General features: G+C 62.6%; 12 protein-coding genes. 5 read left to right on the top strand and 7 right to left on the bottom strand.

The genetic code is table 11. The annotated features are described in order from the left end of the window. Positions 1 to 115: 115 nt before the first annotated feature. Entirely contained in the window at positions 116 to 1,441 is a 1,326-nt protein-coding gene (gene miaB, locus LQ249_RS27545) for a tRNA (N6-isopentenyl adenosine(37)-C2)-methylthiotransferase MiaB (protein WP_017848325.1), read from the bottom strand. A 131-nt stretch (positions 1,442 to 1,572) separates the two neighbouring features. Between miaB and LQ249_RS27540 the strand changes: the two genes are divergently transcribed. Next, complete coding sequence (locus tag LQ249_RS27540) at positions 1,573 to 1,899, top strand: DUF1820 family protein (protein WP_003194436.1); 327 nt, start codon at positions 1,573 to 1,575, stop codon at positions 1,897 to 1,899. Between the two features lie 42 nt (positions 1,900 to 1,941). On the opposite strand, the gene LQ249_RS27535 is transcribed toward LQ249_RS27540, so the two are convergent. The 4 genes from LQ249_RS27535 to LQ249_RS27520 all read right to left on the bottom strand — a co-directional run bounded on the left by LQ249_RS27535 (position 1,942) and on the right by LQ249_RS27520 (position 5,461). Continuing rightward, positions 1,942 to 2,496 carry a tetratricopeptide repeat protein gene (locus LQ249_RS27535; protein ID WP_017848324.1) on the bottom strand — a complete coding sequence of 185 codons (555 nt, stop codon included), beginning with the start codon at positions 2,494 to 2,496 and terminating at the stop codon, positions 1,942 to 1,944. Positions 2,497 to 2,720: 224 nt separating this feature from the next. Further along, a complete protein-coding gene (hemL, locus tag LQ249_RS27530) occupies positions 2,721 to 4,004 on the bottom strand; it encodes a glutamate-1-semialdehyde 2,1-aminomutase (protein ID WP_046381936.1) in 1,284 nt (427 codons plus the stop codon). Between the two features lie 11 nt (positions 4,005 to 4,015). Then, positions 4,016 to 4,645 (bottom strand): thiamine phosphate synthase, encoded by a 630-nt coding sequence (gene thiE, locus LQ249_RS27525; protein WP_017848322.1) that lies wholly within the window; start codon positions 4,643 to 4,645, stop codon positions 4,016 to 4,018. Between the two features lie 18 nt (positions 4,646 to 4,663). Beyond that, complete coding sequence (locus LQ249_RS27520) at positions 4,664 to 5,461, bottom strand: hydroxymethylpyrimidine/phosphomethylpyrimidine kinase (RefSeq protein WP_026140190.1); 798 nt, start codon at positions 5,459 to 5,461, stop codon at positions 4,664 to 4,666. A gap of 288 nt (positions 5,462 to 5,749) precedes the next feature. On the opposite strand from LQ249_RS27520, the gene LQ249_RS27515 reads away from it, so the two are divergent. The 4 genes from LQ249_RS27515 (at position 5,750) to LQ249_RS27500 (ending at position 12,244) form a co-directional block, all read left to right on the top strand. After that, positions 5,750 to 8,143, top strand: a complete 2,394-nt coding sequence (locus LQ249_RS27515) for a hybrid sensor histidine kinase/response regulator (protein ID WP_177029864.1) — start codon at positions 5,750 to 5,752, stop codon at positions 8,141 to 8,143. 69 nt (positions 8,144 to 8,212) lie between these two features. Then, positions 8,213 to 9,865, top strand: a complete 1,653-nt coding sequence (locus LQ249_RS27510) for an acyl-CoA dehydrogenase family protein (RefSeq protein WP_046381939.1) — start codon at positions 8,213 to 8,215, stop codon at positions 9,863 to 9,865. A gap of 199 nt (positions 9,866 to 10,064) precedes the next feature. Next, positions 10,065 to 11,537 carry an AMP nucleosidase gene (gene amn, locus LQ249_RS27505; protein ID WP_162231494.1) on the top strand — a complete coding sequence of 491 codons (1,473 nt, stop codon included), beginning with the start codon at positions 10,065 to 10,067 and terminating at the stop codon, positions 11,535 to 11,537. Positions 11,538 to 11,608: 71 nt separating this feature from the next. After that, on the top strand, positions 11,609 to 12,244 hold the full coding sequence (locus tag LQ249_RS27500) for a pseudouridine synthase (protein WP_046381941.1): 636 nt from the start codon (positions 11,609 to 11,611) through the stop codon (positions 12,242 to 12,244). Here the strand turns inward: LQ249_RS27500 and LQ249_RS27495 are convergent. Together LQ249_RS27495 and LQ249_RS27490 are read right to left on the bottom strand one after the other, a co-directional pair. Continuing rightward, on the bottom strand, positions 12,239 to 12,448 hold the full coding sequence (locus LQ249_RS27495) for a DUF2788 domain-containing protein (RefSeq protein WP_026140189.1): 210 nt from the start codon (positions 12,446 to 12,448) through the stop codon (positions 12,239 to 12,241). The genes LQ249_RS27500 and LQ249_RS27495 overlap by 6 nt on opposite strands. A 162-nt stretch (positions 12,449 to 12,610) precedes the next feature. Next, positions 12,611 to 13,090, bottom strand: coding sequence for an Lrp/AsnC family transcriptional regulator (locus tag LQ249_RS27490; protein ID WP_003194418.1), 480 nt, complete (start codon positions 13,088 to 13,090; stop codon positions 12,611 to 12,613). Between the last annotated feature and the right edge of the window lie 336 nt (positions 13,091 to 13,426).

Raw genomic sequence — 13,426 nt, 5'->3', positions numbered from 1 at the left:
GCACTTATCCAACCCGATCCAGTGTGGGAGGGAGCTTGCCCCCGATAGCGGAGTGTCAGGCAGCTCATGTGCTGCTGATGTACCGCAATCGGGGGCAAGCCCCCTCGCACATTTATTACACCAGAGAGCCGCGCAACGAGTGCGGTTGCGCCGCATCGATGTGGACATCGGCGAACTGGCCGATCAGGGTCGGGTTGTCGCAACGGAAGTTGACGATGCGGTTGTTCTCGGTGCGCCCTTGCAGTTCGCCCGGGTCTTTTTTCGAGTAGTCGGTGACCAGGATGCGCTGGGTGGACCCGACCATTTGTCGACTGATCTCGAACCCCTGCTGGTTCAGGCGATGTTGCAGGGCGTTCAGGCGCTCTTTTTTCAGCTCTTCCGGGGTCTCGTCCAGCAGGTCGGCGGCAGGCGTGCCGGGGCGCTGGCTGTAGACAAACGAGTAGGAAAAGTCGAAACCGACGTCTTCAATCAGCTTCATGGTCTGCTGGAAGTCTTTCTCGGTCTCGCCGGGGAAGCCGACGATAAAGTCCGAACTGATGCAGATGCCCGGCACTGCCGCGCGTAACTTGCGCAGTTTGGATTTGTATTCCAGGGCGGTGTGGTTGCGTTTCATCGCCGACAGGATGCGGTCCGAACCCGATTGCACCGGCAAGTGCAGGTGCTTGACCAGCTCCGGCACTTCGGCGTGGGCCTGGATCAGGCTGTCGGAGAACTCCAGCGGGTGCGAGGTGGTGTAGCGAATGCGCTCGATGCCATCCACCGCGGCGACAACCCGGATCAGCTCCGCGAGGTCGGCCAGGCGCCCGTCGTGGGTCTGGCCGCGATAGCCGTTGACGTTCTGGCCCAGCAGGGTCACTTCACGCACGCCGTTTTCGGCCAGGTGGATGATTTCTGACATTACATCGTCAAACGGCCGGCTGACTTCTTCACCACGGGTGTAGGGCACCACGCAGAAGGTGCAGTACTTGCTGCAACCTTCCATCACCGACACGTAGGCGCTCGGCCCATCGATGCGCGGCTCGGGCAGATGGTCGAATTTTTCGATTTCCGGGAACGAGACGTCGACCTGGGGCAGCTTGGTGAGGCGTGCGGCGTCGATCATTTCCGGCAGGCGGTGCAAGGTTTGCGGGCCGAAGACCACGTCCACGTAGGGCGCGCGGTCGCGGATGGCTGCGCCTTCCTGGCTGGCGACGCAGCCGCCGACGGCAATCACCATCTCCGGGTTGGCCAGTTTCAATTCACGCCAGCGGCCCAGCTGCGAATACACGCGGTCCTGTGCCCGTTCGCGGATCGAGCAGGTATTGAGCAGGATTACGTCGGCATCTTCGGCGCGGGCGGTGACTTCCAGAGCCTGATGTTCACCCAGCAGATCGACCATGCGCGAGCTGTCGTACTCGTTCATCTGGCAACCGTGGGTTTCAATGTAGAGCTTCTTGGCCATGGGAATCGTCAACTGGTGGTAAAGAACCGCGCATTATAGGGGTCATGTCCATCGGTTCCTAGCACTGTGCATCGGGTGCCATGCTATAGTTCGCGCCCTCTTTTATATCCCCGATGTGTTCCCCGCCCACCATGACCAAACGTGAAGCTCCAATCTATAAGGTGATTTTCCTCAACCAGGGCCAGGTGTTCGAAATGTACGCCAAGCAGATCTATCAAAGTGATCTGTGGGGCTTCCTGGAAGTGGAAGAGTTCGTCTTTGGCGAGCGCACACAGCTGGTCGTCGACCCGGGCGAGGAAAAACTCAAGGCCCAGTTCGAAGGCGTGGTGCGCAGTTTTGTGCCGATGCATTCGATCGTGCGTATCGATGAAGTCGAGCGCCTGGGCACGCCGAAGATCAGCGAAGCGCGTGGCACGAGCAATGTCATGCCGTTTCCGATGCCGATGCCTGAGAAGTAGGGCGTTTGTAGCGAGGGCGCTGGCTCCCTCGTCACCGGTCGATCAGGGCAGGGGCGAGAACGGTGAGCGCCCATCCGCACTCTGCAGTTCCTGCAGATAATTGCGGAAGATCTGGCCCAGCACCTGGGTCGCCAGTTCCAGTTCATCGCGCTGCATGTGTTCGGCAACTTCGTCGGCGGTGTCCAGCGCGTCTTCGGCGCCGTTGACCGCGGCCATTTTCAGCACGATATACGCCTGGACGTTATTGGCCGGCACCCCTTCGCCTTTGAAGAACATGGTGCCCAGCTGGAATTGCGCCTGGGCGTGGCCCTGCAGCGAGGCTTTTTCGAAGTAGTTCAACGCTTTGTTGAGGTCGCGCGCGGGGTTCTTGCCGTCGTGGTAGTACTCGCCCAACTCGTATTGCGCCTGCGCATCCCCGCCGTCGGCCTGTTTCTGGCACGCGCTCAGGGCTTCGGCCTGGCTGTCTGGCTGGGTATTGAGGGTGCAACGACCCATCGCTGGGATTAACAACGAGTTGCCGCCTGCTTGTGCATGTGCCAGCAGCGGCTGAAGGAGCAACAGGCAGCCCAGGACCAGGGTGCGGCCGGTGCGTTTCATGGGAATCGACTTACCTCTGACGGGGCACGCGGACCCTCGGGGGTCCAATAAGCGCGCATTATGAAATAAGCAGACCTCTGCTTACAAAGTCTTTACTCGTTTTTCTGCCGGTTGGGCAAGTTATCTGCCGGATTGCAGGTGATTTCTCGAGAAAACCAGGAAAAGTCTGTAAGCAAAGTAGCAAATCTGACGCCGCCGGGGGCGACGTCAGAATGCTGTGCCGGTTATTTCAGGGCGGCGAAGGCGCGCTCGGCAGCATCCAGGGTCAGTTTCAACTCGGCGTCGCCATGGGCGATCGAGGTGAAGCCGGCTTCAAAGGCGCTCGGTGCCAGGTACACGCCGCCGTCCAGCATCAGGTGGAAGAAGCGCTTGAACAGGCCGGCGTCGCTGCCCATCACGTCCTCAAAGGTGACGATATCGTCGGCGCCGCTGAAATACAGGCCGAACATGCCGCCTGCTTGCGTGGTGACAAACGGAATGCCAGCGGCATCGGCGCGCTGTTGCAGGCCGTCGAGCAGGCGGGAGGTGTAGTCGGTCAGCTCGGCATGGAAGCCCGGGCGGCTGATCAGGCGCAGGGTGGTCAGGCCGGCGGCCATGGCCAGCGGGTTACCGGACAGGGTGCCCGCCTGGTACACCGGGCCCAGCGGCGCGATGTATTGCATGATTTCGCGCTTGCCGCCGAAGCAGCCCACCGGCATGCCGCCACCGATGATCTTGCCGAAGGTGCTCAGGTCCGGCGTTACGCCGTAATGCGCCTGGGCGCCACCGAGGGCCACGCGGAAGCCGGTCATCACTTCGTCGAAAATCAGCACCACGCCATGCTTGTCGCACTGTGCGCGCAGGCCTTCGAGGAAGCCCGGGGCCGGCGGTACGCAGTTCATGTTGCCAGCGACCGGCTCGACGATGATGCACGCCACCTCCTGGCCCACTTCATTGAGCATCTGCTCGACGGCGGCGATGTTGTTGAACGGCAGGGTCAGGGTGTGTTTGGCGAAGTCTGCCGGCACACCGGCCGAGCTTGGCACGCCCTGGGTCAGCGCGCCGGACCCGGCCTTGACCAGCAGGCTGTCGGAGTGACCGTGGTAGCAGCCTTCGAACTTGATGATGCTGTCGCGGCCGGTGAAACCGCGGGCCAGGCGAATCGCGCTCATGGTGGCTTCGGTGCCGGAGCTGACCATCCGCACCATCTCCATCGACGGCACGATCGAGCAGACCAGATCGGCCATCTCGGTTTCCATCGAGGTCGGGGCGCCGTAGGACAGGCCGTGTTGCAACTGCTGGCGCACGGCGTCGAGTACGTCCGGGTGGCTGTGGCCGAGGATCATCGGGCCCCAGGAGCCGACGTAGTCCACATAGCGCTTGTCGTCTTCGTCGGTGACGTAGGCGCCTTCGGCATGCTTGAAGAACAGCGGCGTGCCGCCGACGCTCTTGAACGCACGCACGGGGGAGTTCACACCGCCGGGGATGTGTTTCTGGGCATCGGCAAACAGGGTTTCGGAACGGGACATGATCGGGCTCTCTAAACTGAAGATTTAAGAAGATCGTTGAAAGCGCGGGCGCGGCGCGTGACTTCCTGGGTGCTGTCGGCACCAAACAGGCCGTGTACCACGGCGAGCAAGTCGGCCCCGTGGGCTACCAGCGGTTCGGCATTCTCCAGGGTGACGCCGCCGATCACGCAGATCGGCAACTGCAGGCGCGCGCGGGCCTGGGCCAGCATTTCGAGGCTGGCGGCGGGGGCGCCGGGCTTGGTGCTGGAGTTGAAGAAGCGGCCGAAGGCGACGTAGCTGGCGCCTTCTTTCGCGGCCTGTTCGGCCAGTTCGATCTGGCTGTGGCAGGTGGCGCCGATGATCGCCTTGGAGCCCAGCAACGCACGCGCCGTGGTCAGGGGGCCATCGGTCTGGCCCAGGTGGACGCCGACGCCCAGGCGCGCGGCCAGTTCGGCGTCATCGTTGATGATCAGTTGGGTCTTGTAGCGCGAGCACAATTCGCGGAGTTTTTCCGCTTCACGTAGGCGCCGGGCCTCGTCGCTGCTTTTGTCACGGTACTGCAGCAGGGTCACGCCGCCATCCAGCGCCGCTTCGACGTAGGCGAGGAATTTGCCGGCCAATAATTGGCTGTCGGTAATGGCATAAAGGCCACGTAGTTTCATCGGGCAGGCCTCTTGGTGTTACGAGCAGAAATCCAGCGGCAGCCGGCGAGGCACGAACTGGCCCTGGCCGAGTTGTTCGGCGTCACGCAGGGTGCGCCAAGTGTAGTTGAGGGCCGATTGCACGGCGCTGACCAGGCCTTCACCCTGGGCGATCCGGCCCGCCAGCGCGCTGGCCAGCGTACACCCCGAACCGTGATAGCTGCCGGGCAGGCGCTGGCAGGTAAAGGTCTGGCGCGTGCCGTCGCGGCTGTACAGGCGGTTGTGGACTTGGTGCTCATCGCCATGGCCGCCGGTAATCAGCAGGTGCTTGATAAACGGCAACAGCTTTTCCGCGCATTCGTCCGCCGTGCCCTCAGGCAGTTCGGCAAGGATGCGTGCTTCAGGCAGGTTGGGCGTGGCGATCAGCGACAACGGCAACAGCCGCTCGCGCATGGCGTAGCCGACTTCGTCCTTGCCCAGGCTGCCGCCGCCGCCGGCGCGCAGCACGGGGTCGCACACCACCGGCAGGTGCGGGTGCGCCTGCAGCAGTTCGACCACGGTGTCGACCATCGCGGTGGAGCCGAGCATGCCCAGCTTGACCGCCGCCACTGGCGAATCGCTGAGCACGGCGTTGGCCTGGGCCAGCACCCACTCGCGGTCGAGCACGCGGAAATCACTGACGTTGACGGTGTTCTGCACCGTCAGCGCGGTAACGGCCGGGGCCGCATGGCAACCCTGGGCGAGCAGGGCTTCGATATCTGCCTGCAAGCCGGCGCCACCACTGGGATCATGGCCGGAGAGACAGAGGACAACGGGGCGAGAGCTGTAGATATTCATGGTGCGCGAGCTTACCACCAAACGCTTTTGGCGTGGCCGTCTGGCGATGGCTGAATTTTGCCCGGATCCATGGGCGGTTATGGCTGTTTGCTAGTATCGGATTTTAGTTGTGAAGTCTGCTGAAAGCCTTGTTCTAGAGCCTTTAGAAAAATTATATCAATGGTGTCTAATGGCCTTTAGCAGCTATGCTAAAGTGATTCGAAACAACTTACTGTATCGCCGGTATACGTCTTCTCAAAAGGAATGGGGGGCTTTTTGACATGACCGGACAGGTCACGCTGGGGCTCTATGCGTTATTTGCTGATTTTATTATTGTGCGGGCTACCGCTGCTCGCCGACGCCATTGAGTTCACCCAAGACACTCGAAGCCTGCCGCTGGGCCGGGCCATGCAAGTGCTCGAAGACCCGACCAACACCCTGACCATCGCTGATGTGAGCGCTCCCGCCGCTGCCACACAGTTCAAGCCCCACGACAAAGACACCCTCAACGCCGGCTATTCGCGCTCGGTGTTCTGGCTCAAGGTCAACCTGCGTTACCAGCCCAAGCCGCCTGAAACCCAGCGCACCTGGCTGCTGGAGTTGGCCTATCCGCCCCTCGACCACCTTGACCTGTACTTGCCCGACAGCACCGGCAACTATCGCCTGGCCGGTCGCACCGGGGACGCCTTGGCGTTCTCCAGCCGCGAGATTCGCCAGAACAACTATTTGTTCAAGGTCGACTTCACGCCGGGCGAAACCAAGACCGTCTACCTGCGCCTGCAAAGCGAAGGTTCGATCCAGGCGCCGCTGACGCTGTGGTCCAGCACTGCCTACCTGGAACAACAACCGCTGCGCCTATATGTATTGGGCCTGATCTATGGCGTGTTGCTGGGGATGCTGGTGTACAACCTGTTCATCTACCTCAGCGTGCGCGACACCAGCTACCTTTATTACATCTTCTATATCGCCTCGTTCGGTCTGTACCAGCTGTCGGTGAACGGTGCGGCGGTGGAGTATTTCTGGCCGAACAACCCCTGGTGGGCGAATGCCGCGACGCCGTTCATGATCGGCTCGGCGGCGTTGTTCGGCAGCTTGTTCGCCCGCAGCTTCCTGCACACCGCCCAGCACAGCCGCTGGATCAATCGCCTGTTGCTGGCGCTGGTGGCCTGTGGCGCGGTGGTGATGCTGCTCTCACTGATGACCAGCTACGCCCTCGCGCTGCGCCTGGCCACCGGCCTGGCGCTGGTGTTCACCGTGACTATCTTCGTCGCCGCCATCAAGGCCTGGTACTGCGGCCAGCGGGTGGCGCGTTATTTCATCATCGCCTGGTCGGCGTTCCTGCTGGGCGGCGTGGTCAACACCTTGATGGTGCTGGGTTACCTGCCGAATGTGTTCCTCACCATGTACGCCAGCCAGATCGGCTCGGCGATCGAAGTGGCGCTGTTGTCCCTGGCCCTGGCGGACCGCATCAACGCCATGCGCGAGCAACAGGCGCAGATCCTCTACGATGCGAGCCAGAAGCTCGAAGTGCTCAACCAGCAGTTGGCCCGCAGTAACCGGCTCAAGGACGAATTCCTCGCCACCCTGACCCACGAACTGCGCACGCCGATGAATGGGGTGATCGGCTCCCTGGAGTTGATGCAGACCGTGCCCCTGGACGACGACCTGGCGAACTACCAACAAACCGCCGCCGGCTCGGCGCGGGACATGATGCGGATGGTCAATGGCATCCTCACCCTCACCGAGTTGCAGGCCGGGCGCCTGAGTGCCCAGCCCAGGGTGTTCAGCCTGCGCGGCGTGCTCGACACCTTGCGCCAGCAGTTCAGCGCCAGCGCCCAGAGCAAAGGCCTGGCCTTTTCCATCGATATCGCCGACGACTTGCCCGATCGCCTGCGCGGCGATGCCGACAAACTCAGCCAGTGCCTGGATTGCCTGTTGGACAACGCCTTCAAGTTCACCCACGAAGGCGTCGTGCGTCTGCGGGTGGTCGGCGTGCCCCTGAGCGATGGCACCGTGCGCCTGAGTTTTATCGTCACCGACACGGGCATCGGCTTTGCGTTCCTCGACGAGGCCACCCTGTACCAGCGGTTCTTCCAGCTCGATGGCTCGACGACCCGCGAATACGGCGGCCTGGGGATTGGTCTGGCGATCTGCCGGCAACTAATCGAATTACTCGGCGGGCGCCTCACCCATCATTCCGAACCGCGCAAGGGCAGTCGTTTTCAGCTGGAGCTGGCGGTCACCCCGCTGCAGCCCGAGCCACGCCCGGCAAGCCCCGCGCACGCACGCACGCCTGCGCAGTGTGCGGTGCTGCTGGTGGACGACAACAGCGTCGGCCAGTTGGTGGTGCGCGGCATGTTGCTCAAGCTCGGTTATCGGGTGAAAACCGTCGACAGCGGGCCGGCGGCGTTGGCGGCGTTGCAGGGGGAAACCTTCGACGCAGTGTTGCTGGATATACCGGAAGGCGGTTTCTCGTTGTGCTGTCAGATTCGCGCGTTGCCCGGCTGCGGCGAGTTACCGGTGATCGCCCTGAGCACCACGTTGAATGTGTCCGAACGCGAGCGCTGCCATGGCATCGGCATCACCGAGCGCCTGGTCAAGCCGGTACGTTTCGACGCGCTGCAAGCGCTGCTGGAACGTCGGCTGCTGTGTCCGTCAGAGGGCGAAAGCGCCGGACATTCGGCGCGTATGCCACTTTTTTAAGCGAGATGACGGTGCTTAACTGAAATTCGGGCCGCAACTCCAGGTGGCCTTTTTTCCAGGAGGCCCGTCATGAACCTGCACCAGTTCGCCGAAACCCACGACGTCACCAACCAGCCGCCCTCCCTGGACGGCATCAACCTGTACCGCATCGATGTGCCGCTGCAAGACTGGTCGCACCGCTTCGGTGCCGGCTGGGCAGCACCGCGCTTCGATGCCTATGGCGCGTTGGCCGGTGGGCCGCTGATGGCGGCGGGGTTCTTGGCGAACCAGAACAAGCCGCAGTTCAGCAGCCATGACCGCTATGGTCACCGTGTCGACCTGGTGGAGTTTCACCCGGCCTACCATGAGCTGATGCACACCGCCGTCGAGCATGGCCTGCCGTCGCTGCCGTGGGCTCATCCACAATCCGGCGCCCATGTGGCCCGCGCTGCCCTGACGTACCTGCACAGCCAGGCCGAGGCCGGCACCGGCTGTCCGTTGACCATGACCTTCGCCTGCGTCCCGGCCCTGCGCCTGCAACCGGACCTGGCGCAGACCTGGCTGCCGAAAATCCTCAGCACCGACTACGACCCGCGCAACGTCGGCATCGCCCACAAGGCCGGTGCCACCATCGGCATGGCGATGACCGAGAAACAGGGCGGCACCGACGTGCGCGCCAACACCACCCGTGCTTACCCCGTGGGCGCGGGCGGTCCCGGCCAAGCCTATGAACTGGTGGGGCACAAGTGGTTCTGCTCGGCGCCGATGTGCGATGCGTTCCTCACTCTGGCCCAGACCGACAAGGGCCTCACCTGTTTCCTGCTGCCTCGGCACCGTCCGGACGACACGCGCAACCAGTTCTATATCCAGCGTCTGAAAAACAAACTCGGCAATTGCTCCAACGCGTCCAGCGAAGTGGAGTTCCGCGGCGCCCTGGCCTGGATGGTCGGCGAAGAAGGCCGTGGCGTGCCGACCATCATCGAGATGGTCGCCATGACCCGCTTCGATTGCATGGTCGGCTCCAGCGCCTTGATGCGCCAGGCGCTGACCCAGGCCAGCCATCATTGCGCCCATCGTTCGGTCGGCGGTCGCGTACTCAGCGAGCAGCCGCTGATGCAAAACGTGCTGGCCGACCTGGCGCTGGAAAGCGAGGCCTCGCTGGCCTTGAGCCTGCGCATGGGCCGCGCCCTCGATCATTTGGGCGATGAGCAGGAAGCCAAGTTCTCCCGGCTGGTGACGGCGGTGGGCAAGTATTGGATCTGCAAGCGCGCGCCGGCGATGATCAACGAAGCCGCCGAGTGCATGGGCGGTGCCGGTTATGTGGAGGACAGTATCCTGCCGCGCTTGTATCGTGAGGCGCCGGTGAATTCGACGTGGGAAGGTTCCGGCAATGTGCAGTGCCTGGACGTGCTGCGCGCCTTGTCCAAAGAACCGGGCGTGCTGGAAGCGCTGTTCGTCGAACTGGGCGACGGGCATGGCGACAGGCAGTTGGCGCGGCATGTCGAGCAACTGAAATCGGCGTTCATGGACACCCAGGATATCCAGTACCGCGCGCGGCAACTGACCGAGGATATTGCCGTAGCGTTGCAGGCCAAGTTGTTGCTGGAGGCCGGGAACGCGGCGGTCAGCGATGGGTTTATCGCCAGCCGTTTGGGCCAGTCGTCGGGACGGGTGTATGGCACCTTGCCGCGTGGCGTGGATGTTGAGGCGATTGTCGCGCGGTCCACGCCACAGGCCCTTTGAATACACGCGGTCAACATGTGGGAGCTGGCTTGCCTGCGATCGCGGTGTGCCAGCCTCCCGATATGGCAATGACCCACCGCTATCGCGGGCAAGCCCGACTCCCACAGGGACTGAGCTCTTCTTGAGTAGGAATGCCAATTCAAAGTTTGCGTCTGGCCGGGATACAGGCAAGATAAAGGTCTGCAAGTCAGCACACAGGATGCTTACCGTGACCGAAGCTTTTGTTGTCGTTCAAACCGCCGAAGAAGCCGTGGACCGGCTGGCGGCTCTGCATGAGCGTGCTACCGGCGCGCTCAATCAGGCCCTCAAGCAATACCTCAAGGACCGCGTCGAGCCCGACGCCGAACAACGCGCGATGTTTCGTTACCCGGAGCTGCGCCTGACTTACCAATGCCATGGCGAAGTCCCACAGACCACCCGGGCGTATGCCAAGGTCCAACTGCCGGGGACTTACAGCGTCACCGTCACCCATCCGTCGGCATTCCGTAAATACCTGCTGGAGCAATTGGTGCCGCTGATGCACGACTTCACCGTGACGGTGGAAGTCGGCGTCAGCCAGCAGAATATTCCTTACCCGTATGTGGTCGAGCAGGGCGACGAACTGGCCGGCTCCGGCGTGACCGCCGCGACCCTGGCGCGGGTGTTCCCCAGCACCGACCTGTCGGCCGCCACCGATGGCATCGCCGACGGCCTGTACGACTGGGAAAACACCGACCCGCTGCCCCTGGCCCTGTTCGATGCGGCCCGCGTGGACTTTTCCCTGCGCCGCCTGGTGCATTACACCGGCAGCGATTGGCGCCATGTACAGCCGTGGATCCTGCTGACCAACTACCACCGTTATGTCGACCAGTTCATCGTGCATGGCCTGGAGCAACTGCGCAGCGACCCGCGTTTTATCCGCATGGTGTTGCCGGGCAACGTGATCATCGACAAGAGCATGGACCACGGCGAAGCGTCCGCCATTGCCGCAGGCGTGGTCTGGCACCGTTACCAGATGCCGGCCTACCACCTGCAGGCCAGTGACGGCCACGGGGTGACGCTGGTGAACATCGGCGTCGGCCCGTCCAACGCCAAGAACATCACCGACCACCTGGCCGTGCTGCGTCCGCATTGCTGGCTGATGATCGGCCACTGCGGCGGCCTGCGCCAATCCCAGACCATCGGCGACTATGTCCTGGCTCACGCCTATATGCGCCGTGACGGCATTCTCGACCGCGTAGTGCCGCCGAACATCCCGATCCCGGCCCTGGCCGAAGTGCAGATGGCCTTGCAGCAAGCAGCGGCCAATGTCACCGGCGAAAAAGGCGAAGAGCTGAAAAAGCGCCTGCGCACCGGCACCGTGCTGACCTACGATGACCGCAACTGGGAACTGCGCTGGGCCCAGGAACGGCCGCTGATCAACCTGTCCCGCGCCGTCGCGGTGGACATGGAGAGCGGCACCATCGCCGCCCAAGGCTACCGTTTGCGCGTGCCTTACGGCACGTTGCTGTGTGTCTCGGACAAGCCGTTGCACAGTGAGATCAAGCTGCCGGGCTCGGCCAACGCGTTCTATGAGCGGGCGGTCAGCCAGCACTTGAAGATCGGCATCGAGGCGGTCGACCTGTTGCGCACCGAGCTCAACTCGCTGCACTCGCGCAAACTGCGCAGCTTCGACGAGCCGCCGTTCCGCTAAGCGGTTGGGATGGTCATTTAGCGGTCAGGCCACTAGCATTGTCGGTCCTGACCGTTAGATGTTCCTTCGCCATGTCCCGTCCCAGCCGTCCCGATTCGCGTCGCCCTGGCGTGAAAGCCCCGTATTCCGCAGCCCGTCGCGTCGCCAAGGCGCCACCGGCCGAGCCGAAGCTGATCCTGTTCAATAAACCGTTCGACGTGCTGACCCAGTTCAGCGACGAAGGCGGGCGGGCGACCCTCAAGGATTTTATCGACATCCCCGGCATCTACCCGGCGGGCCGCCTGGACCGTGACAGCGAAGGCCTGCTGCTGTTGACCAACGACGGTCAATTGCAGGCGCGGATTGCCGACCCCAAGCACAAGCTGGCGAAAACCTACTGGGTGCAGGTGGAAGGCGAACCTACCGAAGAACAACTGCAACGCCTGCGCGACGGGGTGGAGCTCAACGACGGCATGACCTTGCCCGCCGAAGCCCGGCAACTGGACGAGCCTGAGTTATGGCCACGCAACCCGCCGGTGCGTTTTCGCAAAAGCGTGCCGACCCACTGGCTGGAGTTGGTGATTCGTGAGGGGCGAAACCGCCAGGTGCGGCGCATGACCGCGGCGGTGGGGTTGCCCACCTTGCGCCTGGTGCGCGTGCGGATTGGCGATTGGTCCATCGACGGCCTGGAGCAGGGCCAATGGAAGGCCGTGCCGGCGCGCTTATAAGGCGCCGGACTCGATCAGGCCGATCACCACGCTCTTGATGACGAACGCGGCCACGCCCAGGCCCAGCACGAAAAACAGAATGAACGAGCCGAAACGCCCGGCCTTGGATTTCTTCGCCAGGTCCCAGACGATGAAGCCCATGAAAATGATCAGAATCGTGACCAGGCCGGTCATCATCCATTCTTCGAATAGTGCGGGGTCAATCGAGTTCATTGGTTTCTTCCGACAGGGCAGGCGGCAAGTATACGGCAGTGCTCGGGCTGGGCATTGACCTGCGTCGGTGCGTCGCAGGCAGACTTCACGGTTGAAACACAGGCTGAATGTGGGAGGGAGCAAGCCCCCTCCCACCTTTGACCGTCACCGATCTCAAGTACGCAGGTGGGTCAGCGGCAGCTCGGTGCTGTTCAATACCTGGTTCAGCACAAAGCTCGAGCGCACGCTGGTCACGCCTTCGATCCGAGTGAGGTGGCCCAGCAGCAGCTTCTGGTAGTGATCCATGTCGGGCACCACCACTTTCAACTGATAGTCGGCATCCATTCCGGTCACCAGGCTGCATTCCAGCACCTGCGGCAGGGTGCGGATGGCGGCTTCGAAGTTCTCGAAGCGCTCGGGGGTGTGGCGGTCCATGCCGATCAGCACGTAGGCGGTGAGGCTCAGGCCGAGCATCTTGCGGTCGAGCAGCGCGACCTGGCGGGCGATGTAGCCGTCGTCCTCCAATTGCTTGACCCGGCGCGAGCAGGGCGACGGCGACAGCCCGATACGCTCGGCCAACTCCTGGTTGGAGATCCTCGCGTCGCGCTGCAATTCCGCCAAAATACTCAGGTCGTATCGGTCAAGTTTGCTCATGGGGCTGGCCTTTGTCGTAACTATTGCGGTGAATTATCCCTTAAGGGTTAAAAATTGCGCAAGCACTGTTTATTGACGCAATCTTCGCAATCATCTGCCGGGGCGCTGCGCCTATGATTACCAACAGAATCACCGCCTGGACATAGTCCACTGCAGCTCGCCCAATCAGGCCCGCTGCGGCCGCCACCCCAGCAGGGTTGAGCCGGCCTCCAGGCTGCACACTGTCCACAAGACGGCGTGAGGTGAGCCAACGTCATAAGCGTTGAGCCAGGACGAAGTTCTCAAGGGGCGGCCGACGGGCTGCCCCTTTCTTTTTGCCTTAAGAAAATAGTTCTC

This window comes from Pseudomonas sp. 7-41 (assembly GCF_021233075.1).
In the GTDB taxonomy this organism is placed as follows: Bacteria; Pseudomonadota; Gammaproteobacteria; order Pseudomonadales; family Pseudomonadaceae; genus Aquipseudomonas; species Aquipseudomonas veronii.
The sequence above is the reverse complement of the archived record's forward strand: the minus strand, read 5'-3'. Positions and strand labels throughout refer to the sequence as shown.

Bases quoted from the DNA above. Each gene is read 5' to 3' on its own strand.
- LQ249_RS27535 (WP_017848324.1), bottom strand. From the start codon at position 2,496: ATGAAACGCACCGGCCGCACCCTGGTCCTGGGCTGCCTGTTGCTCCTT.
- LQ249_RS27540 (WP_003194436.1), top strand. From the start codon at position 1,573: ATGACCAAACGTGAAGCTCCAATCTATAAGGTGATTTTCCTCAACCAG.
- LQ249_RS27520 (WP_026140190.1), bottom strand. From the start codon at position 5,461: ATGAATATCTACAGCTCTCGCCCCGTTGTCCTCTGTCTCTCCGGCCAT.
- LQ249_RS27490 (WP_003194418.1), bottom strand. From the start codon at position 13,090: ATGAGCAAACTTGACCGATACGACCTGAGTATTTTGGCGGAATTGCAG.
- LQ249_RS27510 (WP_046381939.1), top strand. From the start codon at position 8,213: ATGAACCTGCACCAGTTCGCCGAAACCCACGACGTCACCAACCAGCCG.
- LQ249_RS27500 (WP_046381941.1), top strand. From the start codon at position 11,609: ATGTCCCGTCCCAGCCGTCCCGATTCGCGTCGCCCTGGCGTGAAAGCC.
- hemL (WP_046381936.1), bottom strand. From the start codon at position 4,004: ATGTCCCGTTCCGAAACCCTGTTTGCCGATGCCCAGAAACACATCCCC.
- LQ249_RS27515 (WP_177029864.1), top strand. From the start codon at position 5,750: ATGCGTTATTTGCTGATTTTATTATTGTGCGGGCTACCGCTGCTCGCC.
- amn (WP_162231494.1), top strand. From the start codon at position 10,065: ATGCTTACCGTGACCGAAGCTTTTGTTGTCGTTCAAACCGCCGAAGAA.
- miaB (WP_017848325.1), bottom strand. From the start codon at position 1,441: ATGGCCAAGAAGCTCTACATTGAAACCCACGGTTGCCAGATGAACGAG.
- thiE (WP_017848322.1), bottom strand. From the start codon at position 4,645: ATGAAACTACGTGGCCTTTATGCCATTACCGACAGCCAATTATTGGCC.